This window comes from Streptomyces sp. NPDC055140 (assembly GCF_053607285.1).
The window spans coordinates 1-22,218 of sequence record NZ_JBSGTG010000026.1 but is presented as its reverse complement, the minus strand read 5'-3'; the positions used below and the strand labels follow the sequence as shown (position 1 = coordinate 22,218).

The 22,218-nt window shown below is 70.3% G+C and carries 20 protein-coding genes and 1 pseudogene; 12 read left to right on the top strand and 9 right to left on the bottom strand.

Annotation, left to right across the window (positions count from 1 at the left end; all coding sequences use genetic code 11):
* Positions 1-19: 19 nt before the first annotated feature.
* Positions 20-1,549: a gamma-aminobutyraldehyde dehydrogenase gene (locus ACWFR4_RS36275; protein ID WP_453656126.1), complete on the bottom strand. Its 1,530-nt coding sequence runs from the start codon at positions 1,547-1,549 to the stop codon at positions 20-22.
* 206 nt (positions 1,550-1,755) lie between these two features.
* On the opposite strand from ACWFR4_RS36275, the gene ACWFR4_RS36270 reads away from it, so the two are divergent.
* The gene (locus ACWFR4_RS36270) at positions 1,756-2,343 is read left to right on the top strand and encodes an NADAR family protein (protein ID WP_453656125.1); all 588 of its coding nucleotides are present in this window, start codon (positions 1,756-1,758) and stop codon (positions 2,341-2,343) included.
* A gap of 70 nt (positions 2,344-2,413) precedes the next feature.
* Here the strand turns inward: ACWFR4_RS36270 and ACWFR4_RS36265 are convergent, their stop codons facing one another.
* Entirely contained in the window at positions 2,414-3,430 is a 1,017-nt protein-coding gene (locus ACWFR4_RS36265) for a DUF4190 domain-containing protein (protein WP_453656161.1), read from the bottom strand.
* A gap of 61 nt (positions 3,431-3,491) precedes the next feature.
* On the opposite strand from ACWFR4_RS36265, the pseudogene ACWFR4_RS36260 reads away from it, so the two are divergent.
* The 3 genes and pseudogenes from ACWFR4_RS36260 to ACWFR4_RS36250 all read left to right on the top strand — a co-directional run.
* A pseudogene (locus ACWFR4_RS36260) lies at positions 3,492-4,600 on the top strand (adenosine deaminase); the annotation flags it as partial.
* Between the two features lie 21 nt (positions 4,601-4,621).
* Positions 4,622-5,302 carry a glycerophosphodiester phosphodiesterase gene (locus ACWFR4_RS36255; RefSeq protein WP_453461817.1) on the top strand — a complete coding sequence of 227 codons (681 nt, stop codon included), beginning with the start codon at positions 4,622-4,624 and terminating at the stop codon, positions 5,300-5,302.
* 247 nt (positions 5,303-5,549) lie between these two features.
* Positions 5,550-5,942 carry a hypothetical protein gene (locus ACWFR4_RS36250; RefSeq protein ID WP_453461815.1) on the top strand — a complete coding sequence of 131 codons (393 nt, stop codon included), beginning with the start codon at positions 5,550-5,552 and terminating at the stop codon, positions 5,940-5,942.
* Between the two features lie 43 nt (positions 5,943-5,985).
* Here ACWFR4_RS36250 and ACWFR4_RS36245 read toward each other — a convergent pair whose 3' ends face one another.
* Both ACWFR4_RS36245 and ACWFR4_RS36240 read right to left on the bottom strand, forming a co-directional pair.
* On the bottom strand, positions 5,986-7,179 hold the full coding sequence (locus tag ACWFR4_RS36245) for a polyamine ABC transporter substrate-binding protein (RefSeq protein WP_453656158.1): 1,194 nt from the start codon (positions 7,177-7,179) through the stop codon (positions 5,986-5,988).
* Between the two features lie 198 nt (positions 7,180-7,377).
* The gene (locus tag ACWFR4_RS36240; protein WP_453461813.1) at positions 7,378-8,817 is read right to left on the bottom strand and encodes a gamma-aminobutyraldehyde dehydrogenase; all 1,440 of its coding nucleotides are present in this window, start codon (positions 8,815-8,817) and stop codon (positions 7,378-7,380) included.
* Positions 8,818-8,998: 181 nt separating this feature from the next.
* On the opposite strand from ACWFR4_RS36240, the gene ACWFR4_RS36235 reads away from it, so the two are divergent.
* From ACWFR4_RS36235 to ACWFR4_RS36210, 6 genes are all read left to right on the top strand, one after another.
* Positions 8,999-9,496, top strand: a complete 498-nt coding sequence (locus ACWFR4_RS36235; protein ID WP_100595184.1) for an Lrp/AsnC family transcriptional regulator — start codon at positions 8,999-9,001, stop codon at positions 9,494-9,496.
* On the top strand, positions 9,481-10,860 hold the full coding sequence (locus ACWFR4_RS36230) for an aspartate aminotransferase family protein (RefSeq protein WP_453461811.1): 1,380 nt from the start codon (positions 9,481-9,483) through the stop codon (positions 10,858-10,860). Before ACWFR4_RS36235 ends, ACWFR4_RS36230 begins: the two co-directional genes overlap by 16 nt.
* A 194-nt stretch (positions 10,861-11,054) precedes the next feature.
* Positions 11,055-11,801, top strand: coding sequence for an ABC transporter ATP-binding protein (locus ACWFR4_RS36225; RefSeq protein ID WP_453461809.1), 747 nt, complete (start codon positions 11,055-11,057; stop codon positions 11,799-11,801).
* Positions 11,783-12,949, top strand: coding sequence for a hypothetical protein (locus ACWFR4_RS36220; protein ID WP_453656124.1), 1,167 nt, complete (start codon positions 11,783-11,785; stop codon positions 12,947-12,949). Before ACWFR4_RS36225 ends, ACWFR4_RS36220 begins: the two co-directional genes overlap by 19 nt.
* A gap of 152 nt (positions 12,950-13,101) precedes the next feature.
* A complete protein-coding gene (locus ACWFR4_RS36215) occupies positions 13,102-13,509 on the top strand; it encodes a VOC family protein (protein ID WP_453461803.1) in 408 nt (135 codons plus the stop codon).
* A gap of 32 nt (positions 13,510-13,541) precedes the next feature.
* Positions 13,542-14,681 carry an LOG family protein gene (locus tag ACWFR4_RS36210; RefSeq protein WP_453461801.1) on the top strand — a complete coding sequence of 380 codons (1,140 nt, stop codon included), beginning with the start codon at positions 13,542-13,544 and terminating at the stop codon, positions 14,679-14,681.
* A gap of 52 nt (positions 14,682-14,733) precedes the next feature.
* On the opposite strand, the gene ACWFR4_RS36205 is transcribed toward ACWFR4_RS36210, so the two are convergent.
* The 5 genes from ACWFR4_RS36205 to rlmN form a co-directional block, all read right to left on the bottom strand.
* The gene (locus tag ACWFR4_RS36205; RefSeq protein WP_453656123.1) at positions 14,734-15,546 is read right to left on the bottom strand and encodes a maleylpyruvate isomerase family mycothiol-dependent enzyme; all 813 of its coding nucleotides are present in this window, start codon (positions 15,544-15,546) and stop codon (positions 14,734-14,736) included.
* A gap of 10 nt (positions 15,547-15,556) precedes the next feature.
* Positions 15,557-16,612, bottom strand: coding sequence for an ABC transporter ATP-binding protein (locus ACWFR4_RS36200; RefSeq protein ID WP_453656122.1), 1,056 nt, complete (start codon positions 16,610-16,612; stop codon positions 15,557-15,559).
* Positions 16,612-18,222 carry an ABC transporter permease gene (locus ACWFR4_RS36195; RefSeq protein ID WP_453461792.1) on the bottom strand — a complete coding sequence of 537 codons (1,611 nt, stop codon included), beginning with the start codon at positions 18,220-18,222 and terminating at the stop codon, positions 16,612-16,614. Before ACWFR4_RS36195 ends, ACWFR4_RS36200 begins: the two co-directional genes overlap by 1 nt.
* Positions 18,223-18,329: 107 nt before the next feature.
* Entirely contained in the window at positions 18,330-19,415 is a 1,086-nt protein-coding gene (locus ACWFR4_RS36190) for a thiamine ABC transporter substrate-binding protein (protein WP_453656121.1), read from the bottom strand.
* Between the two features lie 209 nt (positions 19,416-19,624).
* The gene (rlmN, locus tag ACWFR4_RS36185; RefSeq protein WP_453656120.1) at positions 19,625-20,731 is read right to left on the bottom strand and encodes a 23S rRNA (adenine(2503)-C(2))-methyltransferase RlmN; all 1,107 of its coding nucleotides are present in this window, start codon (positions 20,729-20,731) and stop codon (positions 19,625-19,627) included.
* A 290-nt stretch (positions 20,732-21,021) separates the two neighbouring features.
* Between rlmN and ACWFR4_RS36180 the strand changes: the two genes are divergently transcribed.
* Complete coding sequence (locus tag ACWFR4_RS36180; RefSeq protein ID WP_453656119.1) at positions 21,022-21,225, top strand: hypothetical protein; 204 nt, start codon at positions 21,022-21,024, stop codon at positions 21,223-21,225.
* A complete protein-coding gene (locus ACWFR4_RS36175) occupies positions 21,222-21,437 on the top strand; it encodes a LexA family protein (protein WP_453656118.1) in 216 nt (71 codons plus the stop codon). Before ACWFR4_RS36180 ends, ACWFR4_RS36175 begins: the two co-directional genes overlap by 4 nt.
* The last annotated feature ends 781 nt before the right edge of the window (positions 21,438-22,218 follow it).

Here is a 22,218-nt window from a genome sequence, read left to right as displayed (position 1 = left end):
CCTGTGGGCGGCCTGATGACTATCGGTCCCCGAAGATCGTGCGGTGCCAGTCCTTCCGGGCGACCGCGGTGTTGTCGAACATGACGTGCTTGATCTGCGTGTACTCCTCGAAGGAGTAGGCAGACATGTCCTTGCCGAAGCCGGACGCCTTGTAGCCGCCGTGCGGCATCTCGCTAAGTATCGGGATGTGGTCGTTGACCCAGACGCAGCCCGCCTTGATGTCGCGGGTGGCGCGGTTGGCCCGGAACACGTCCCTGGTCCAGGCCGAGGCGGCCAGGCCGTAGGGGGTGTCGTTGGCGAGGCGGATGCCCTCGTCGTCGCTGTCGAAGGGCAGCACGACGAGTACCGGGCCGAAGATCTCGGCCTGGACGATCTCACTGTCCTGGGCGGCGTCCGCGACGAGGGTCGGCCGGTAGTACGCGCCCTGCTCGAGGTCGCCCTGGGGGATGACGCCGCCGGCGACCACGCGCGCGTAGGAGCGGGCCCGGTCGACGAATCCGGCGACGCGGTCGCGCTGGGCGTGCGAGATCAGCGGACCGAGGTCGGTGTCCGGGGCGAACGGGTCGCCGACCCGGATGTCCTCCATGAGGTCGGCCACGCCCTGCACGAAGGCGTCGTAGAGGGGGCGCTGCACGTACGCGCGCGTGGCTGCCGTGCAGTCCTGGCCCGTGTTGATGAGGGCGCCCGCGACCGCGCCGTGCACGGCTGCCTCCAGGTCGGCGTCGTCGAACACGACGAACGGCGCCTTGCCGCCGAGCTCCAGGTGCAGCCGCTTCACGGTGGAGGTGGCGATCTCGGCGACGCGCTTGCCGACGCCCGTCGACCCGGTGAAGGAGGTCATGGCGACGTCGGGGTGTCCGACGAGGTGCTCGCCGGCGTCCCTGCCCGCGCCCGTGACGATGTTGACGACACCGTCGGGGATGCCCGCCTCGGTCGCGGCCTGCGCGAACAGGAGGGAGGTGAGCGGGGTCAGCTCGGCGGGCTTGAGCACGATGGTGTTGCCCGCCGCGATCGCCGGAAGGACCTTCCAGGCGGCCATCTGGAGCGGGTAGTTCCAGGGAGCGATGGACCCGACGACACCGATGGGTTCGCGCCGCACGTACGAGGTGTGGTCGCCGCTGTACTCGCCGGCGGACTGGCCCTGGAGGTGCCGGGCGGCGCCCGCGAAGAACGCGGTGTTGTCGACGGTCCCGGGGACGTCGAACTCGCGGCTCAGCTTGAGGGGCTTGCCGCACTGCAGGGACTCGGCCTGTGCGAGGTCCTCGGCGCGCTCGGCCAGGACGCCCGCGAAGCGGTGCATCGCGTCGGAACGCTCGCCCGGTGTGGCGCCGGCCCAGCCGGGGAAGGCCTCGCGGGCCGCGGCCACGGCGGCGTCGACGTCCTCGGTGCCGGCCAGCTCGTACGTGTAGACGTCCTGCCCCGTGGCCGGGTCGACGACTGCGTGGGTGCGGCCGGATGTGCCCTTGGTGAGACGGCCCGCGATGTACTGGGCACCTTCGGCGAACCGGTCCTGGGCCTGGAAGCGGGTGCTGTTGCCAGGGTTGTGCATTATCGCTCTCCTCCGCCGGAGCCCCGTCCCGCGGGGCTGGCGTAGCTCCAGCTCGATTTGAGTGCCGATCCTGACAGAGGCGATGTACTGCAACAAGTGATTCCGTTGTTGCCTTTTGGTTACGCGACGGAATCTGTCGACCAGGTGTCGAGTCCCCCTGAAGAACCAAGGACGGAGTGTCCGTGGTGCGTGCCAGACTCGCGTGCATGGGGAAGATCGACAAGCTTGAGGGGAACGCGCCCATCCACGACCGGGACTCGCTGGTCAGGGCGGTGGAAGCGGGTGTACGGGTCAAGTACCTGCACTTCTGGGGGCACACACCGCGGGCGGACGGCAGAGTCGGGGCGAGCTGCCTCAGTCAGTGGTGGGTCGCGCCGTTCACGGTGGACGGGGTCGAGTACGCGACGGCCGAGCACTGGATGATGGCCGCGAAGGCCCGGCTGTTCGGGGACGCGGAGGCCGAGCGCAGAGCCGTCGGGGCGGCACATCCCTCGCAGGCCAAGAAGGCGGGGCGCCTCGTGCGCGGCTTCGACGAGGACACCTGGGCGCGCGAGCGGTTCGGGATCGTCGTCGAGGGCAGCGTGCACAAGTTCGCGGCGCACGCGGATCTGCGGGAGTTCCTGCTCGGGACCGGCGAGCGCGTCCTGGTCGAGGCCAGCCCGCTCGACCGCGTGTGGGGCATCGGACTCGCGGCCGACGCGGAGGCCGCCGGCGATCCGAGACGGTGGCGTGGGCCCAATCTGCTCGGGTTCGCGCTGATGGCGGCGCGTGAGCGGCTGGCGGACCGGGCCTGACGGCCCGGCCCCCGTTGCCGGTGTCCTACGTGTCGATGTCCTACGCGTCGATGCCCTACGCGTCTACGTCCTACCGGGCGGCGGAGTAGCCGCCGTCGTCGCTGCTGCCGCTCGACGAGCCGCTGTCGGCGATGACGAAGACCATCAGGACCAGCGCGAGCACCAGTCCGCCGATGCCGCAGATCAGCCCCGCCAGCGCCTGACCGCGGTTCGTGGCCTCGCCCCGGGTCGCCTTCGCGCGGCCGATGGCGCCGAAGATGATGGCGAGGATCCCGACCACGATCGCGATCGGCCACAGGATGAAGCCGACGACCGAGATGATCCCGAGCGTCAGGGCGGCGACGCCCATGCCGTTCGCGGGGCGCGGCTGCATCCCGGGCCAGCCGTAGCCGGGACCGCCGTAGGGCATCGGGGCCGGGCCGGTCGCTGCGTGGCGGCCGTAGCCGTAGCCGTACGGGGCGGCCGGGTAGCCGTAGTGCATCTGCCCGGGCCCGTCGGGCGAGACGGGCGGCGGGGGCACGGGTTCCCCGGGCGGCGCGAAGGGATTGACTCCCGGCGCCCAGGGGGCCCCGGCCTGCGTCGCCGGGTAGCCGGGGGACATCGCATAGGGGGCACCCGGCGGCTGGGCGTGCGGGTGCGGGTGCTGCGGCTGTTGTGACCAGCGGCCGGGGGCCGGCGCGGCGCCCGGGGAGGGCGGGGCGAACGGGTTGTACGGCTCGGCGGGCGGGGTCGGCGAGGACGGGGACGAGGGCACCGCGAAGGGGTCCACCTGCGTCTCGGCGTGGGACGGCGGGGTGAACGGGTCCACCTGCGTCTCCCCCTGCGACGGCGGGGCGAACGGATGCGCGGGCGCCCCAGCAGCCGGCCCGGCGGCGTCCTGTGGCACCGCGTCCCGCGGGCCCGGGTCCGCCGGGGCCGCCCATGGGCCCGATTCCCGCTTCCCCAGCGACACCCTGCCCTCAGGCGGGTCTCCCGCACCCCGGTCCCCCGGCCCCGTCCCCCACTCCGGCGAAGCCGCCGGACCGTTGGCGCCCTCGGCGCCCTCCGCGCCGTCAGCGCTCTCTCTGCCCTCTGTGTCCTCGGACATCGCTCGCTCGTCCCCTTCTTCTCCCACCCAGACGTCCCGCCATGCTACGGCCGCCGCCTGGGCTCGGCCGGGGCACGCCTACGATGACTGCGACCCACCGATCAGCCGATCAACCAAGTTCCTGGGGAGGAATCCGTGACCGATCTGCATGCCTTTATCGCCGGACTGCCAAAGGCAGAGCTGCATGTGCACCACGTCGGCTCGGCGTCCCCCCGGATCGTCTCCACGCTCGCGGCCCGACACCCGGACTCCAAGGTCCCGACGGACCCCGAGGCGCTGGCCGACTACTTCACGTTCACGGACTTCGCGCACTTCATCGACGTGTACCTCTCGGTCGTCGACCTCGTGCGCACGCCGGAGGACGTCCGCCTCCTCACGTTCGAGGTCGCGCGGGACATGGCCCGGCAGAACGTGCGCTACGCCGAGCTGACCATCACTCCGTACTCCTCCGTCCGCCGCGGCATCGACGAGTACGGCTTCATGGAGGCGATCGAGGACGCCCGCAAGGCGGCCGAGGCCGAGTTCGGCACCGTCCTGCGCTGGTGCTTCGACATCCCCGGCGAGGCGGGGCTCGAGTCCGCCGAGGAGACCGTGCGGCTCGCGACCACCGACACGATCCGCCCGGAAGGCCTGGTCTCCTTCGGGCTCGGCGGGCCCGAAATCGGCGTGCCGCGGCCCCAGTTCAAACCGTACTTCGACCGCGCGATCGCCGCGGGCCTGCACTCCGTGCCGCACGCCGGCGAGACGACGGGCCCCGGGACGGTCTGGGACGCGCTGATCCACCTCGGCGCCGAACGCATCGGCCACGGCACGACGTCCGCCCAGGACCCGAAGCTCCTCGCCCACCTCGCCGAGCACCGCATCCCCCTCGAGGTCTGCCCGACGTCGAACATCGCGACGCGCGCCGTGAAGACCCTCGAGGAACACCCCATCAAGCAGTTCGTCGACGCCGGGGTCGTCGTCACCGTCAACTCCGACGACCCGCCGATGTTCGGCACGGACCTCAACACCGAGTACGCCGTCGCCGCCCGCCTCCTCGACCTCGACGAGCGGGGCGTGGCCGCGCTCGCCAGGAACGCGGTGGACGCGTCGTTCCTCGACGAGCCGGGCAAGGCCCGTATCACCGAGGAGATCGACACCTACACGGACACGTGGCTCGCCCGGGCATGACCGGCTGACCACAATGGGGCCATGCGTACCGTGACTGCCGTGGCCCACCGGGGCGACCCCTACCGCGTCCGTGAGAACACCCTCGCCTCCCTGCGCTCCGCGCTGGAGCAGGGGGCGGACGCAGTCGAGATCGACGTCCGTCTGACCCGCGACGGCGTGCCCGTACTGCTGCACGACTCCACGCTCAAGCGGCTGTGGGACCACGACCGCCCGCTCTCCGCGCTCTCGTACGACGAGGTGCGCGGCGTCACCGCGGGCGGCGTGCCCACCCTCGAACAGGCCCTTGAGGTACTGGCCGAGCGGCGGGTGATGGTGGACCTGCCGGGCGCGGACGTGCGCACGGTCCGTACGGTCATCGGCGTCATCCGTGACTGCGGCGCCGACGAGCGTGCCTACTACTGCGCGGGCGCCGAGACGATGCTGGCGGTACGGCGCGCGGACCCGGCCGCCGAGATCGCGCTGACCTGGACGACGCTGGCCCCGCCGCGGCCCGGCGTGCTCGAAGCGATCAGGCCCACCTGGCTCAACTACCGTTTCCCGCTGGTCAGTCGGGAGCTGACGGCCCATGTGCACCGCCAGGGCCTCCTGGTCTCCGCGTGGACCCCGGACACGAAGTCGGCGATGCGGCGCCTCCTCGGCCTCGGCGTCGACTCGATCACGACGAACCGCATCGACGTCCTGTCCGGGCTGCGCGGCGACTGATCGCCAGGCCCCCCGCGATCTGTCGCGGGGGGCATCAGCATGGCGGCGATCAAACGCTGACCTGCCCGCCTGTACCCCGTCTGCGCGACGCTAGCCCGTTCGAGTGGCGCATCTCACGCCGCGGCCTTAGCGTCGGAACGAGCACCACGGGGCCCAGGGCCCCCCGATCGGCCGGGAGCATACTTTGCGGAGTAACTCACTGAAGGCAGCGCTCGCACTCTGTGCAGCCGCATCCCTCGCAGCAGCCATGGCTCCGGCTTCCGCCTCCGCCTCCGCCGCGGCGGAGCCGCAGCATCGGACCGGCGTCCCCGTGATCGTCAACTGCACCTGGCAGCCGCAGGTGCGGCCCACGGACTTCCTGCTCGCGTGCGGGGACGGCAACAGCCGCCTCACCTCGCTCCACTGGTCGCAGTGGGGCCCGAGCAAGGCGGTGGCCACGGGCACGAGCTGGGTCAACGACTGCAAGCCGTACTGCGCCGCAGGCAAGTTCCGCTCGTACCGCGTCACGGTCCGCCTCGACCACCCGCAGTCCTGGACCAAGCACCAGGACACCCAGCACTACTCCCGCATCACGCTCACCTACCCGAACGGCCACCCGGACGCGTTCCAGCAGGTCATGACCACACCGCTGTGGAACTGATCCGGGCGGGAACCGGCCGGCCCCCTCGCACCACCCCGCGATCTCACAACCCCGCGATCGCGTTCCACCGCTTGGCGAGTTCCGGGCGCTCCTTGGACGTGATGTCGCGCGCGATCGCGAGCCGTCGGCGCATCGTGTCGTCGGGGAAGATCAGCGGGTCCTCGGCGAGTGCCGCGGTGTCCTTGTCCTTCGAGTCGGCGAGGATCTCGCGGGCGGCCGGCACGGGGCTCACGTAGTTGACCCAGGTGGCCAGCTCGGCGGCGACCTCCGGCCGGTAGTAGAAGTCGATGAGGGTCTCGGCGTTGCGCTTGTGGTCGGCGAGGTTGGGGATCATCAGCGACTCGGCCCACAGCTCGCCGCCCTCCTCGGGCACCACGAACTCGATGTCCGGGTCGTCGGCCTTGAGCTGGATGACGTCGCCGCTGTAGGCCTGGCAGGCGAGGACGTCGCCGCTGGAGAGGTCCTTGATGTAGTCGTTGCCGGTGAAGCGGCGGATGTGATGGCTCTTGACGAGCTTCTCGACCTGGTCGCACACGCGGTGGAAGTCGTCCGGGGTCCATCGGGTGATGTCGACGCCGTTGCCCTGCATGAGCAGCGCGAACGACTCGTCGAGCCCGGACAGCAGCGTGACCTTGCCCTTGAGATCGGCCGCCCACAGGTCGGACACGTGCTTGATCTCGCGCCCTACCCTGCGCTTGTTGTACGCGATGCCGGTGATGCCCGACTGCCACGGCACGGTGTACTTGCGGCCGGGGTCGAAGTGCGGCGAACGCAGCAGCGGGTCGAGGTACTTGGCGACATGCGGCTGCCGGGCACGGTCCATCTCCTGGACCCAGCCGAGCGTCACGAACTTGGCGCACATCCAGTCGCTGATGACGATGAGGTCCCGGCCGGTCTTCTGATGGTTCATCAGGGACGGGCTGATCTTGCCGAAGAACTCGTCGTTGTCGTTGATCTCCTCGATGTACTTGACGTCGATCCCGGTCTGCTTCCGGAAGGCGTCGAGCGTGGGCCGCTTCGACGGATCGTCGTCGTCGACGTCGATGTAGAGCGGCCAGTTGGCGAAGACGAGCCGCTTGTCGCTGCCGGAGCGGTCGGTCGCGGCGCGGTCCCCCGGCGCGACATAGGCGGCGGGCACACCGCATCCCGAGGCGAGCGCGCCGACCGCCGCGGCCGTGGCACCTCCGCCCAGGGCACGCATCAGGGAACGCCGGGACAGGGACGGCTTGGGGTTCATCGGGGTCGCTCGCACCTGTGCAGGATGCCCGCGACCAGCGGAGCCGGACAATGGACGCTGCGTCAAGCCGACGGGGTGAGAGCCGACACACTGTCGATCACCCGGCACCCCGCCGCGCACCCACCTGCCCCGGACACGCGACCGCCCCCGCGCGGCCGGAGCCACGCGGGGGCGGGTGGAGCGGGTCGGTGCTGGTGATCAGCCCTCGATCGACGTCATGACGTGCTTGATGCGCGTGTAGTCGTCGAAGCCGTACGCCGACAGGTCCTTGCCGTAGCCGGACTTCTTGAAGCCGCCGTGGGGCATCTCGGCGACCAGCGGGATGTGGGTGTTGATCCACACACAGCCGAAGTCGAGGATCTTGGACATGCGCATCGCGCGCGCGTGGTCCTTCGTCCAGACCGAGGAGGCCAGCGCGTACTCCACGCCGTTCGCCCACTCGACGGCCTGCGCCTCGTCCGCGAAGGACTGGACGGTGATGACCGGGCCGAAGACCTCGTTCTGGATGATCTCGTCGTCCTGCTTGACGCCCGAGACGACGGTCGGGGCGTAGAAGTAGCCCTTGTCGCCGACGCGGTGGCCGCCGGCCTCGACCTTGGCGTGCGCGGGCAGGCGCTCGATGAAGCCGGTGACCTGGGCGAGCTGGTTCGGGTTGTTGAGGGGTCCGTAGAGCACGTCCTCGTCGTCCGGCTGGCCGGTCTTCGTGTCGGCCGCCGCCTTGGCGAGGGCCTGCACGAACTCGTCGTGGATGGACTCGTGGACGAGGACGCGGGTGGCGGCCGTGCAGTCCTGGCCCGCGTTGAAGAAGCCCGCCACCGAGATGTCCTCGACGGCCTTGGCGATGTCGGTGTCCTCGAAGACGACGACCGGGGCCTTGCCGCCGAGCTCCAGGTGGACGCGCTTGACGTCCTTGGCGGCGGACTCGGCCACCGAGATGCCGGCACGCACGGAGCCGGTGATGGAGGCCATCGCCGGGGTCTTGTGCTCGACCATCGCGCGGCCGGTCTCGCGGTCACCGCAGATGACGTTGAAGACACCCTTGGGGACGACGGAGCCGATGATCTCGGCGATCAGCACCGTGGAGGCCGGGGTGGTGTCCGACGGCTTCAGGACGACCGTGTTGCCCGCGGCGAGCGCCGGGGCGAACTTCCAAACGGCCATCATCATCGGGTAGTTCCACGGCGCGACCTGGGCGCAGACACCGATGGGCTCGCGGCGGATGATCGAGGTCAGGCCCTCCATGTACTCGCCGGCCGAGCGGCCCTCGAGCATGCGCGCCGCACCCGCGAAGAAGCGGATCTGGTCGACCATGGGCGGGATTTCCTCGGACCGGGTCAGGCCGGTCGGCTTGCCGGTGTTCTCGACCTCGGCGGCGATGAGCTCCTCGGCCCGCTCCTCGAACGCGTCCGCGATCTTGAGGAGGGCCTTCTGGCGCTCACTGGGGGTGAGGTCGCGCCAGGCCGGGAACGCGGCCGCGGCGGCGGCCATGGCGGCGTCCACGTCGGCGTCGCCGGACAGGGGGGCGGTCGCGTACGCCTCACCGTTGGCCGGGTTGACCACCTCGGTGGTCCGTCCGTCGGCGGCGTCCCGGAACTCACCGTCGATGTAATTGCGCAGACGACGCAGCTCGCTGGTCACTGAGGCGGCCCTCCTGGTCGGATGTCCATTGGATGAGATACCACCCTAATCGGTAGTCCCACGCTTTCAACACCCCCCGACCCGTCGGATCTGCGAAATCCGTGAACTTCGAGCCCTCAAACAACGAATTTCATCGATCCGGGCTTGCGGAACTGTCGACTCCTCGTGCATGGTGGGGGACGTGGCCAGTCGCAGCGCAGACCCAAAGGGATCGAGGAACGGCACCGGCACCCCGCCGCTCGACGCCGTTTCCCTCGCCATCATCGAACAGCTCCAGGAAGACGGCCGCAGGCCGTACGCCGCCATCGGCAAGGCCGTAGGCCTCTCCGAAGCGGCCGTGCGACAGCGCGTCCAGAAGCTGCTCGACCAGGGCGTGATGCAGATCGTCGCCGTCACGGACCCGCTCACCGTGGGATTCCGCCGGCAGGCAATGGTCGGTATCAACGCGGAGGGTGACCTCGATCCCGTCGCCGAAGCGCTGACGGCCATGCCGGAAGTCGAGTACGTGGTCATGACCGCGGGCTCGTTCGACCTCCTCGCGGAGGTCGTGTGTGAGGACGACGACCAACTCCTGGACGTCATCAACAAACGCATCCGGACCCTTCCCGGCGTGCGCTCCACCGAGAGCTTCGTCTACCTCAAGCTCAAGAAGCAGACCTATATGTGGGGAACCCGATAGCCGTGAGCAAGGACCTCAGCCGAACCGCGTACGACCACCTGTGGATGCACTTCACCCGCATGTCGTCCTACGAGAACGCGCCCGTTCCCACCATCGTGCGTGGCGAGGGCACCTACATCTACGACGACCAGGGCAAGAAGTACCTCGACGGGCTCTCCGGCCTGTTCGTGGTGCAGGCCGGCCACGGACGCCGGGAGCTTGCCGAGGTCGCCGCCAAGCAGGCGACCGAGCTGGCCTTCTTCCCCGTGTGGTCGTACGCCCACCCGAAGGCTGTGGAGCTGGCCGAGCGCCTCGCCCACTACGCCCCGGGTGACCTCAACAAGGTCTTCTTCTCCACTGGTGGTGGCGAGGCCGTCGAGACCGCCTGGAAGCTTGCGAAGCAGTACCACAAGCTCAACGGCAACCACACCAAGTACAAGGTCATCTCCCGCGCGGTCGCCTACCACGGCACCCCGCAGGGCGCCCTGTCGATCACCGGCCTGCCGGCCCTGAAGGCCCCCTTCGAGCCGCTGGTCCCGGGCGCGCACAAGGTGCCGAACACCAACATCTACCGCGCCCCGATCCACGGCGACGACCCGGTGGCCTTCGGCCGCTGGGCCGCCGACCAGATCGAGCAGGAGATCCTCTTCGAGGGCCCCGAGACCGTCGCCGCGGTCTTCCTCGAGCCGGTGCAGAACGCCGGTGGCTGCTTCCCGCCGCCGCCCGGCTACTTCGAGCGCGTGCGCGAGATCTGCGACCAGTACGACGTGCTGCTCGTCTCGGACGAGGTCATCTGCGCCTTCGGCCGCCTCGGCACGATGTTCGCCTGTGACAAGTTCGGCTACATCCCGGACATCATCACCTGCGCCAAGGGCATGACCTCGGGCTACTCCCCGATCGGTGCGACCATCGTCTCCGACCGGATCGCGGCGCCGTTCTACAAGGGTGACAACACCTTCCTGCACGGCTACACCTTCGGTGGCCACCCGGTCTCCTCGGCCGTGGCGCTCGCCAACCTCGACCTGTTCGAGCGCGAGGGTCTCAACCAGCACGTGCTCGACAACGAGGCCAGCTTCCTCAAGACGCTGCAGAAGCTGCACGACCTGCCGATCGTCGGCGACGTCCGCGGCAACGGCTTCTTCTACGGCATCGAGCTCGTCAAGGACAAGGACACCAAGGAGTCCTTCACGGACGAGGAGTCGGAGCGCGTGCTCTACGGCTTCGTGTCCAAGAAGCTCTACGAGTACGGCCTGTACTGCCGCGCCGACGACCGTGGTGACCCGGTCATCCAGCTGTCGCCGCCGCTGATCTCGGACCAGTCCACCTTCGACGAGATCGAGGGCATCATCCGCCAGGTCCTCACGGAGGCCTGGAGCAAGATCTGAGCCTGACGGCTCCCGCGGCCCGGCTGCGCCCATCCGAGTGAGATGGGGGCGGCCGGGCCGCGTCCTTTCCCGACCCGCCCCGGCGAATACCTAGCGTGCCCAGTGACCGATCGGCCCTGCCTTCGTTCCCCCGTAAGGGGGACGGCTCGTCTTACGGCATTTCTGATCTGAAGTCTCTGAACGAGGTGTTCGCCATGGTGGCCCCACCGGACAACGACGTACTCTGGGCACGCGCCCTGCACTTCTCACACAACGGCTCGCCCGCGCTCACCGGTGTCTCGCTCGGTGTCCGCGAGAGCGAGATCCTCGCCGTCACCGGGCCGCGCGGCAGCGGCAAGACGACGCTCCTGCAGTGCCTCTCAGGCCAACTCCTGCCGCAACAGGGCGAGGTCTGGTTCAACAGCACCCCCGTGCACACCATGGGCCCGCTCGTCAGGGAACGGCTGCGCCGCGACCGCTTCGCCTGGATCGACCCCGAGCCCCACCTCGTGCCCGAGCTGAACGCCTGGGAGAACACGGCGCTCGCCCTGATGATGCGCGGCGGCAGCCGCCGCGCCGCCAAGGCCAGTGCCCTGGAGTGGCTGGAGCGCCTCGACATCGGCATGTGCGCCCGCAAGCGCCCGCACGCCCTGATCCAGTCGGAACGCCAGCGCGTCGCCATCGCCCGCGCCCTGGTCACCGCGCCCTCGGTGCTCTTCGCCGACGAGCCCACCGCGCCCCTGCACCGCGCCGACCGCGCCCACGTCCTGCGCACCCTGATGGCTGCGGCCCGCTCGCACGGCATCACCGTCGTCCTCGCCACGCACGACACCGAGGTCGGCGCCCTGGCCGACCGCACGGTGTCGCTCCTCGACGGACGCCGCGTGAACACGGTCCACCTGCCCGGGGTACCCGGCGGCACCGACGCGGAAGGCCGGGCCGCGTGCTCGCTCTCCGTCTAGCCCGCGGGGGCCGGCCCGTCGTCCAGCTGCGCAGGCTCCTGGTCGCGGCTGCCTCGGCCGGCACCGGATTCCTCCTGCTGTGCACGCTCGGCTACGCGATGGGCCACCCCGACGCCTCCACCGGATCCCTGCTGCGCCTGGCCTGGTGCGTGGTGCCGATCGCCGCGACCGTCCACCTCGCCGTCGCCGTCGCCCGCACCGACCCGGGCACCAAGCCGCGTCCCGGCCTGTCCGCGGTCGGCCTCGGCCCGGCACGTCTCACGCTCATCTCGGCCATCTCCACCGCGGTCGCCTGCATGCTCGGCTCGATGCTGGCACTGCTGGTCTTCCTGCACCTGCGCGGCGACCTCTCCGGACTGCCCTTCGACGGGGCGGCACGCGGTCTACTCGCCTCCGACCGGCCCCTGCCCGTGGCCGCCACCCTGACCCTGCTCGCCCTGGTCCCGCTCGCCGCGTCCGGCGCCTCCGCCCTCGTGCTGCGCCCGCGCGCCGCCAAGGCCGGCGAGCCCCAGCCGGACCCACGCGATCCCGCCGCCCCGGTGCCCGCGCCGACCGGCCTGCCATGGGGCGTTGCGCTGCTGGCCACCGGCCTCGCAGTGGAGACATACGCCTCCCGCGCGCACGGCACCGCGGGGTTCCCCATGCCGGGCGGTCTCGACGGCAGCCCGGCGGGCGTGCTGGCCGGCTGGACACTGACGGCCCTCGGCCTCGCGCTCGCGGGTCCCGGACTCACGTACCAGTGCGGCCGGGCCCTTCAGTCGGTGCGGCCCGGGGCGGCACGGCTCCTGGCGGGCCGGGTGCTTCAGGAGGAGGCCCGTCGTATCGGCCGCCCCCTGGGCGTGGTCTGCGCGGTGGCCTCCGGCGCGTACGCGGGGCTCACCCTCTGGTCGGGACGTCAGCCCGACCTCGGCCCGCTGTCCGCGCTCGGCGCCGTCCTCGTCATGGGCTGTACGGTCGCCACGCTCCTGACGGCCGCGATCGAGGCCAAGCACGCCCGCTCCGACACCATGGCCGCCCTGCTCCGGCTCGGCGCCCCCACGAGTCTCCTCCGGGGCGCGGCCGGGCTGCGCGCGGCGGCACTGCTCGCCGTGTTCGGGCTGCTGACATGGGCCGTCGCGGAACTGGCGGCGCTCCCGCTCGCGCCCTGAGCGGGGCCCGCACCCTCTCGTTGCGGGCTCCCGAAAAAGATCGAAAGAAAGTTCGCGGCGGGCGATGAGTTACGGGCGGGCCTCACGTCTAACCCTGCGTACGGCACAGCGACGCAACACCGAGACCAGCGAGCGAAAGCGACGGACCCACCATGTACCAGCAGATGATCTTCCCGAACCTCGCCGTGAACGACCTCGACGCGTCGAAGAAGTTCTTCACCGAGCTCGGGTACTCGATCAACCCGCAGTTCTCCGACGAGACCTGCGCCTCCGTGGTGGTCAGCGAGCACATCGTGGTCATGCTGCTCACCAAGGAGAAGTACGCCGCCTTCACGAAGAAGACGATCGTCGACTCAACCAAGAACACCGAGGTGCTCCTGTGTCTGAGCGCCGAGAGCCGCGAGAAGGTCGACGAGCTCGTCGACAAGGCGATCGCCGCGGGCGGCACCGAGACCGGCGAGAAGCAGGACCACGGCTTCATGTACGGCCGCGCCTTCGACGACCCGGACGGCCACACCTGGGAGATCATGTGGATGGACCCGGCGGCCATCCAGGGCTGATCTTCAGGGGTACGGCGCCCTAGCATGGGCGGGTGCAGACCTCTGAACCCGCCCCGCGCAGGCCCGCGATCCCCCACACGGACGCCGGCCGTGAGATCGAGACGCTCGACGAGTTCGACGAGGTCGTGGCCGCGCACGGCTCGCTCTCCGGACGCCGCGTGCAGGCCGTCGACCTGACGGAGCGTACGGACGAGCTGCTCACCCTGGACGCCGAGGGCGCCGTCTTCCTCGGCTGTCCGATGGGGCCCGACGCCGCGGCCCGGATCCGCGCCATAGGCGCCCTGGTCTTCCCGCCGGTCCCCGGCCTCCCCTTCGACCCGTACCGAGGCCGTCTCTACTCCCCCGACGAGCTGTTCGCGGGCCTCGCAGAGGGCGGATACGAGTCGACGCCGGACGCCCGCGCGTACGACTGGTTCCAGCAGACCAAGGCCGACCACGACGTTTTCGCGTCGATGCTGCGCGCCGTGCACGACGACTCCGTCTCCGACGCCCTCGACGAACTCCTCGTCGGCACCAGCGTGGTAGGGGTCATGGGCGGTCACGCGATGGCGCGCGGCACGGACGGGTATGCGGGCGCGGCGCGGCTCGGCAGGACGCTCGCGCGATCCGGGGTCACCGTCGCCACGGGCGGCGGCCCGGGCGCGATGGAGGCGGCGAACCTGGGCGCGTACGCGGCACGGTTCGACGACGGAATGCTGACCGAGGCGCTCCGGCTCCTTTCCGCCGCGCCCTCGTTCACCCCGTCCGTCACGGCGTGGGCGTCGGCCGCCTTCGAGGTGCGCTCCCGCTGGCCGGACGGCGGCGACTCGGTCGGCATCCCCACCTGGTTCTACGGCCACGAGCCGCCGAACGCCTTCGCCGGGCACATCGCGAAGTACTTCGCGAACGCCACCCGCGAGGACGGGCTCCTGGCCCGCTCGAACGCCGGCGTGGTCTTCCTGCCGGGCGCGGCCGGCACCGTCCAGGAGATATTCGACAACGCGACGCCGAACTACTACGAGTCCCGGGGCGCGCCCACGCCCATGGTCCTCGTCGGCCGCGCCCACTGGACGGAGCGCATGCCGGCCTGGCCGCTGCTCACCGCCCTGGCCCGCGAACGCTCGATGGACGCGCGGATCGCGCTGGTGGACACCGTGGAGGAAGCGGCGGACGCGCTCGCGAAGCTGGGCTGAACTCTTCGGCGGGCCGAACTCCTTGGCGGACTGCGCGGAAGCCGGGCCTGGGCTACCCGAACGTCGCCCGTTCCAGCCAGAAGTCCAGCAGCTCCCGCTCTCCCAGGACCTCCACGCGTCCGCCGTCGAGGGGCGCGCGCCGATAGAACGCGAGCAGCACATCGGTCAGCGGCCCCCGCAGGGCGACGGTCGCCTTCTCGTGGCCGCGGCGCCAGGTGAAGCCGTCCTCGCCCAGCTCGACCAGCCATTCGGCGTTCAGCTCCGCCGGTGCGTCGGTGGCGTGGAGGTGCAGGCTGCGCCCGCCGCCGCGCAGCTCCGCCGCGGTGTCGGACGGGTCCGACCGCTGGGCGTGGGCGACGATCTGCAGCCACTCGTCGATCGCGTCGGCGGCGAGTTCGGGCGCCACCTCGTACGCGGCCTGCGCCGTGAGCGCCGCGTCCGCCCGGTGGATCACGGTCTCGTGCGTCATGCGGCGCGCCCAGAACCCCGTGGTCTGCTGCCAGGACCAGGTCCATACGCGGGTGTCGGGGCCAAAGACGTGCAGCGTCCGCGCGGTCAGCTCGGCGCCTTCCATGAGCCAGGCCGCGAGCTCGGCCGGGTCGTCGCTCCCGGGCCCTTCGAAGCCCGGCACCTTCTCGTCGGGGATCTCCTCGGTCGCCCCGGTCCGTACGATCGCCTCGACCCAGCGGTGCGCGCCGCCGAGGTGCACGACGAGGTCGCGCAGGGTCCATTCGAGGCAGGTCGGCACGGTCGCCGTCAGGTCGGCGCCGACGAGATGCCCGGCCAACAGGGCGGTCTGCGCGACGACTTCGTCGCAGTAGCGGTCATGGGCGAGCTGTCCGGATGCCGCGGTCTCCGTCGTCATACGGCGGACCCTATGCGGCGGACGGGCCGTCCAGCACCACGATTTCGCCCGCGTCGAACGCCACCCCGACCTCGTCCCCCGGCTCCGGCGCGTCCCGCAGCGCGCAGGCCGCTTCGAGGCGGGGTGCTTCCGTGGCCTGGAGGTGTACGGCGACATGCGTGCCGCGGAAGGTGCGCGCGGTGACCGTGCAGGTCAGCTCAGCCTTGGCGGCGTCGACGAGGCGTACGCCCGCGGGCCTGACGAGGATCTTGGCGCGGCCCTGCGGGGACCCCGCGGGCACGGGCACCTTTCCCCAGGGCGTGTCGGCCGCCTCCCCGACGATCGTGGCGTCGACCACGTTGTCGAATCCGAGGAAGCGTGCCACGAACTCGTCGTCCGGGTGCTGCCACACCTCAAGTGGCGTACCGGACTGGGCGATCCGTCCGTCGCGCATCACCACGACGCGGTCGGCGAGCGCGAAGGCCTCGCCCTGGTCGTGCGTCACGGCGAGCACTGTCGTACCCAACTCGCCGAAGAGTTGCCTGAGTTCGACGACCAGACGCTCCCGCAGCGAGCGGTCGAGCTGGCCGAGCGGCTCGTCGAGCATCAGCAGGCGGGGTCGCGGGGCGAGCGCCCTGGCGAGGGCGACGCGCTGCTGCTCGCCGCCGGACAGCGAGGCCACGGCGCGCCCTTCGGCCCCGGGCAGCCCGACCAACGCCAGCAACTCCCGTACACGGTCCTGCTGTTCGGAGCGTGAGGCGCCGTGCATCCGCAACCCGAAGGCGACATTGCCGCCCACGTCGCGCTGCGGGAACAGCTGATGGTCCTGGAACATGAGGCCGACGCCCCGCCGGTGCGCGGGCACGCCCGACTGGTCACCGCCGTCGAGGAACACGCGTCCCCCGTCGAGCCCCTGGAGCCCGGCCACGACCCGCAGCAGCGTCGACTTGCCGCTACCGCTGGGTCCGAGCACGCACACGATCTCGTGCTCGGCGACCTCCAGATCGACCCGGTCGAGCGCAGCGTGCGCCGTTCTGGACGGACCGCCGAACCGCACGGTCGCGTCGTCCAGGGTCAGCAGGGCCATCAGAACTCCCCCGTCGTACGGTCCGTGCGGATACGTTCGAGCAGCAGCAGCGACACCGCGCACACCACCATGAGAATCGTCGAAAGGGCCATGGCCTGGCCGTAGTTGAGGTCACCGGCGCGGCCGAGGAGCCGCGCCACGGCGACCGGCAGGGTCGGGTGGTCCGGGCGGGCGATGAACACGGTCGCCCCGAACTCGCCGAGCGACACGGCGAACGCGAACCCGGCCGCGATCAGCAGAGCCCTGCGCACCATCGGCAGGTCGACCTCGCGCCAGGCCCGCAGCGGCGAGGCGCCGAGGACGGCGGCGGCCTCGCGCAGCCGCCCGTCGACCGCGCGCAGGACCGGCAGCATGGTGCGGACGACGAAGGGCACCCCGACGAGGGCCTGGGCCAGCGGCACCAGGATCCAGGTGCCGCGCAGGTCGAGGGGCGGCTTGTCCAGGGTGATCAGGAAGCCGAAGCCGACGGTGACGGCGGAGACGCCGAGCGGCAGCATGAGGAGCGCGTCGAAGCCTCGTACGAGACGGCCGGCTCTCCGCGTCAGGGCCGCGGCGGCGAGTCCGCCGATCACGACCGCGATGGCGGTGGCGGCGAGCGCGTACGTGAGGGAGTTCCCGATCGCCTCGATCGGCGGCACCAGGAACACACCGCTGTCGGACGAGGTGAGCGCCTTGTAGTAGGCGAACCCGAAGCCGTCGGGCCCCTCGAAGGACCTCTGGATCAGCACGCCGAGCGGCAGCAGGATCAGCACCGCAACCGTGGCGACCACCCCGGCGAGCAGCGCCCGCTGACCCGCGCCGCGCGGGCGCCGGGCGGTGTGCGCCGCGTCGACGAGGCGCAGCGCGCTCTCCCTCCGGCGCACGCTCCAGGCGTGCACGGCGAGGATGATCCCTACGGCGGCGAACTGCACGATCGTCAGGACGGCCGCCGTGGAGAGGTCGAAGATCTGCGCGGTCTGCCGGTAGATCTCCACCTCAAGAGTGGAGAACGTCGGCCCGCCGAGGATCTGGACCACGCCGAACGACGTGAACGTGAAGAGGAAGACCATCAGCGCGGCGGCCGCGACGGCGGGCCCGAGCGCGGGCAGCGTCACCTTCCGCCAGGCCGTCCAGCGGGAGGCGCCCAGCATCCGGGCGGCCTCCTCCTGCCGCGGGTCGAGCTGCGACCACAGTCCGCCGACGGTGCGTACGACGACGGCGTAGTTGAAGAAGACATGGGCGAGCAGGATCGCCCACACCGTGGTGTCGAGGCGTACGCCCCACAGACCGTCGAGCAGCCCGCCGCGGCCGACTAGCGCCAGGAACGCCGTGCCGACGACGACGGTCGGCAGCACGAACGGCACGGTGACGGCGGCCCTCAGAACCTGCTTGCCCCTGAACTCGAAGCGCGCGAAGACGTACGCGCCGGGGAGCGCGATCAGCAGCGTGAGGACGGTCGAGGCGAACGCCTGCCAGGTCGTGAACCACAGGACGTGCCGGATGTCGGGCTGCCCGAGCACGTCGGCGATCCGCCCGAACTGCCAGTGGCCGCCCGCCTTCAGGCCGCGGGAGACGATCGCCGCGACCGGATAGGCGAAGAAGATCGCGAAGAACGCGACGGGCACGGCCATCAGGCCGAGCCGCGCCGCGCTCCCGCGCCGACGACCCTTACGGGACTCAGCCGGAGGCTTTGCCGGGTGCTTCACCGGGTGCCTGACCGGAGGTTCCCCGGGGGGCGTCACTTCAGTACGAGTGAGGTCCACGTCTTGACCCAGGCGTCACGGTTGTCGGCGATCTTCTGCGGGGCCATGGTCTTCGGGGCGTCGACCTTGACGTCGTACTTGGCGTAGTCGGCGGGCAGGGCCGCGTCCTTCGTCACCGGGTCCACGAACATGTTCAGCGGCATGTCCTGCTGGAACTGCTTCGCGATCAGGAAGTCGAGGAGCGCCTTGCCGCCCTTCTCGTTCTTCGCGTTGCTCAGCAGGCCCGCGAACTCGGTCTGGCGGAAGCAGGTACCGGTCGCGACCCCGGTGGGGGCGGTCTTCGGCTGCGGGTCCGAGTAGATCGCCTCGGCCGGCGGCGACGACGCGTACGACACGACGAGCGGCCGGTCACCGCCTGGCTTCCTGCCACCGGCGGAGCCCGAGAACTCCTCGTTGTAGGCCTGCTCCCAGCCGTCGACGACCTTCACGCCGTTGGCCTTGAGCTTCTTCCAGTAGCCCTGCCAGCCGTTGTCTCCGTACTGCGCGGCGCTGCCCAGCAGGAAGCCGAGGCCGGGTGACGACGTCGACACGTTCTCCGTGACCAGCAGGTTCTTGTACGCGGGCTTGGCGAGGTCGTCGAACGAGGCGGGCGGCGTCAGCTTGTGATCCGCGAAGTACTTCTTGTCGTAGTTGACGCAGATGTTGCCGGTGTCGATCGGGGTGACCCGGTGCTTGTCCTTGTCGAGCTGGTACTCGGTCCCCACCTGGTCCAGGCCCTTGGCCTCGTACGGCTGGAAGAGCCCGTTGTCGAGGGCGCGCGACAGGAGCGTGTTGTCGACGCCGAAGAGGACGTCGCCCTGCGGGTTGTCCTTGGACAGGATGGCCTTGTTCACGGCCTCGCCCGCGTCACCGTCCTTCAGGACCGTGACCTTGTAGCCGGAGCGCTTCTCGAAGTCCTTGAGCACGCTCTTGGACACGGCCCACGAGTCATGGCTGACGAGGGTGACGGTCTTGGAGTCGGCCGAGTCCTTGCCGGAGCCGGATCCCCCGCACGCGGAGAGCGTGACGAGTCCGAGACCGGCCGCCACGGCGACGGCCGTGGCCTTGATGATGGTGCTCACTTAAGTTCCCTCCTGGGTGACCAGGAAGAGACGCGGCCCTGCCCGGGATCGCGGACGATGCCCGGGCAGGGCGCAACAGCTTGAGTGGCGACCGAACTTCCTACCCAGAATGACCTGGGCGAGGTTCAGAGGGTCTGCGGCCGATGCCGCACTCTCAGCGCTGTGGCGCTCCCCTGTCGGAATATGAAGATGTACGTACGCCAGTCAGGTTACCGCTCGGTGGCGGCGAGCTGACCGCACGCCCCGTCGATCTCCTGGCCACGGGTGTCGCGGACGGTTACCGGCACGCCGTGGGCCGCGATGGCCTCGACGAACGCCTTCTCGTCCTCGGGGCGCGACGCCGTCCACTTCGAGCCCGGCGTCGGGTTCAGCGGGATCAGGTTGACGTGGACGCGCTTGCCCTTGAGCAGGCGGCCGAGCCGGTCACCTCGCCAGGCCTGGTCGTTGATGTCCCGGATGAGCGCGTACTCGATCGAGATGCGGCGGCCCGACTTCTCGGAGTACTCCCACGCCGCGTCGAGGACCTCGCGGACCTTCCAGCGCGTGTTGACCGGGACGAGGGTGTCGCGCAGCTCGTCGTCGGGGGCGTGCAGCGAGACGGCGAGGCGGCACTTGAAGCCCTCGTCGGCGAACCGGTGCATGGCGGGGACCAGACCGACGGTCGAGACGGTGATCCCGCGCTGCGAGAGGCCGACGCCGTCCGGCTCGGGGTCGGTGAGCGCGCGGATGGCGCCGACGACCCGCTTGTAGTTGGCCAGGGGCTCGCCCATGCCCATGAAGACGATGTTGCTCAGGCGCGCCGGGCCGCCCGGGATCTCGCCGTCGCGCAGCGCGCGCATGCCGTCGACGATCTGGTGCACGATCTCGCCCGTCGACAGGTTCCGGTCGAGGCCGGCCTGTCCCGTGGCGCAGAACGGGCAGTTCATTCCGCAGCCGGCCTGCGAGCTGATGCACATGGTGACCCGGTCCGGGTAGCGCATCAGTACGGACTCGACGAGCGTGCCGTCGAAGAGCCGCCACAGGGTCTTGCGGGTGGTGTCCTGGTCGGTCGACAGATGCCGGACGACCGTCATCAGCTCCGGAAGCAGCGCCTCCTGCAGCTTGCCGCGCGAGCCGGCGGGGATGTCGGTCCACTCCGCGGGGTCGTGCGCGAACCGCGAGAAGTAGTGCTGCGACAGCTGCTTGGCGCGGAACGGCTTCTCACCGATCGCGGCGACGGCCTCCTTCCGCTCGGCGGGCGAGAGGTCGGCGAGGTGCCGCGGCGGCTTCTTGGCTCCGCGCGGGGCAACGAAAGTGAGTTCTCCGGGCTTAGGCATAACCGTTCCAGTGTCGCAGATCCGCTTACGTGACCTGGGGCACAAGAAGGAAGGGGCGGTCGTCACTAGTCGCCATTGGCCGTCGTAGGCCACCCCCGGACGGCCCGCAGACGGCCCACTGACGGCCCAGCCTTTCGGCTGTCGCGGCAACATCTGTGCAGGTTGGCGCGCTACTGGCCACCTCACGCCTGATGCCTCCCGGCACGCAGCGGGGCGGAGCCGTGAGCGTCCTGCCGGAGCCCGGTCAGTCCACTTGCCCAGAAATTCGAACACGCGCTCTAATTCGAGACATGGACCACCCCCTCCCAGATGACGTTCTGAACACACAGCGCGAGTGGGCCGTTACGTACGAGCGGCTCGCCAAGCAACCGGGCCGCACCGCACTGCGACGCCGCTTGTACCGCCTCTCCGTACGACTTGCGGCCTACCCCCTCAGCCCCGCGGAGCGCGTGGAGCTGCGACGGCAGGCCCGAGGCGAGGGAGGCCAGTCGTGAACGACCACTTGACCGAGCGGCAAGAACGCATCGTGCGATGCATCCGCGAGTGGGTCGCGGAAACCGGGGACTACCCGACCGTCCGCGAAATCGGCGCCGGCGTCGGACTCCGCAGCCCGTCAAGCGTGATGTACCACCTTCGCCGGATGGAAGCCCGGGGCATCGTGGTGCACGACGACCGACGACAGCGCTCGTACCGCCTCACTGGGTGAACCGCATCCACCCCGGAGGTCGGTCGCTACCGCGTAAGCCGGCCTGTCAGACGCACGCAAGTGCCCCGTCGCGAGCCCTCCTTCGGATTTGAACCGACGACCTGCGCATTACAAGCTGTCCGGGCTTGTTCCGTGGCGGTCCGGGGACATCCGATGACGGCCTCGCGTTGCAGGTCAGGCGGCGTGCGGGACGTCCACGGACGAGCGCGTATCGCAGCGGATTGAGCAGCAATCGAGACTAGAACTGAGACTAAGGTCTATCTCAGAACCGAGGTCTACTTAGGTTCAGCCGCACCCTACGCATCCCCAGCCCCCCCCGCCACCGGGCGAGGTTGTTCCGGGCAATGAGAATGTCGGGGTGGTCCGGGCCCAACACCCGAGTGCGGTCGGCCAGCAGCGCGGCGAACGCGTCGGCCGCACCGGCGATGTCGAGCGCTGCTGGAACCTGGCTCAATCGCCATGCTTGGGCAAGAGCTGAACTGGTTGAAGCCCCTGTCATGCGACGATCACGTTGATAGCGTGTCACCCAATCCACGGGTGGGGGTGGGCACATGGAGTGGTTCGTGGGGCCTCTCGTCGCGGTGCTCGCGGCGCTGTCCATGTACGGAGCAGTCCGGCTCTTTAGCGATCTACGCACCCGTCACTGGTTTCGTCCGGTCAAATCCCAAGAGCAGCCTCCCGAAGAAGGTTGCGTCCAGGGAAGTGGTGTACGGGTTCGACCTGATCCGGGGGTTTGCTCCGGCATCGGGATGGTGCCCGCATAGATGAACGGCCACCGGCT

Excerpts from the sequence above, each read along its gene's own strand:
- ACWFR4_RS36275 (WP_453656126.1), bottom strand. The coding sequence starts at position 1,549 with ATGCACAACCCTGGCAACAGCACCCGCTTCCAGGCCCAGGACCGGTTC.
- ACWFR4_RS36270 (WP_453656125.1), top strand. The coding sequence starts at position 1,756 with ATGGGGAAGATCGACAAGCTTGAGGGGAACGCGCCCATCCACGACCGG.
- ACWFR4_RS36265 (WP_453656161.1), bottom strand. The coding sequence starts at position 3,430 with ATGTCCGAGGACACAGAGGGCAGAGAGAGCGCTGACGGCGCGGAGGGC.
- ACWFR4_RS36255 (WP_453461817.1), top strand. The coding sequence starts at position 4,622 with ATGCGTACCGTGACTGCCGTGGCCCACCGGGGCGACCCCTACCGCGTC.
- ACWFR4_RS36250 (WP_453461815.1), top strand. The coding sequence starts at position 5,550 with ATGGCTCCGGCTTCCGCCTCCGCCTCCGCCGCGGCGGAGCCGCAGCAT.
- ACWFR4_RS36245 (WP_453656158.1), bottom strand. The coding sequence starts at position 7,179 with ATGAACCCCAAGCCGTCCCTGTCCCGGCGTTCCCTGATGCGTGCCCTG.
- ACWFR4_RS36225 (WP_453461809.1), top strand. The coding sequence starts at position 11,055 with ATGGTGGCCCCACCGGACAACGACGTACTCTGGGCACGCGCCCTGCAC.
- ACWFR4_RS36215 (WP_453461803.1), top strand. The coding sequence starts at position 13,102 with ATGTACCAGCAGATGATCTTCCCGAACCTCGCCGTGAACGACCTCGAC.
- ACWFR4_RS36205 (WP_453656123.1), bottom strand. The coding sequence starts at position 15,546 with ATGACGACGGAGACCGCGGCATCCGGACAGCTCGCCCATGACCGCTAC.
- ACWFR4_RS36200 (WP_453656122.1), bottom strand. The coding sequence starts at position 16,612 with ATGGCCCTGCTGACCCTGGACGACGCGACCGTGCGGTTCGGCGGTCCG.
- ACWFR4_RS36195 (WP_453461792.1), bottom strand. The coding sequence starts at position 18,222 with ATGGCCGTGCCCGTCGCGTTCTTCGCGATCTTCTTCGCCTATCCGGTC.
- rlmN (WP_453656120.1), bottom strand. The coding sequence starts at position 20,731 with ATGCCTAAGCCCGGAGAACTCACTTTCGTTGCCCCGCGCGGAGCCAAG.
- ACWFR4_RS36180 (WP_453656119.1), top strand. The coding sequence starts at position 21,022 with ATGGACCACCCCCTCCCAGATGACGTTCTGAACACACAGCGCGAGTGG.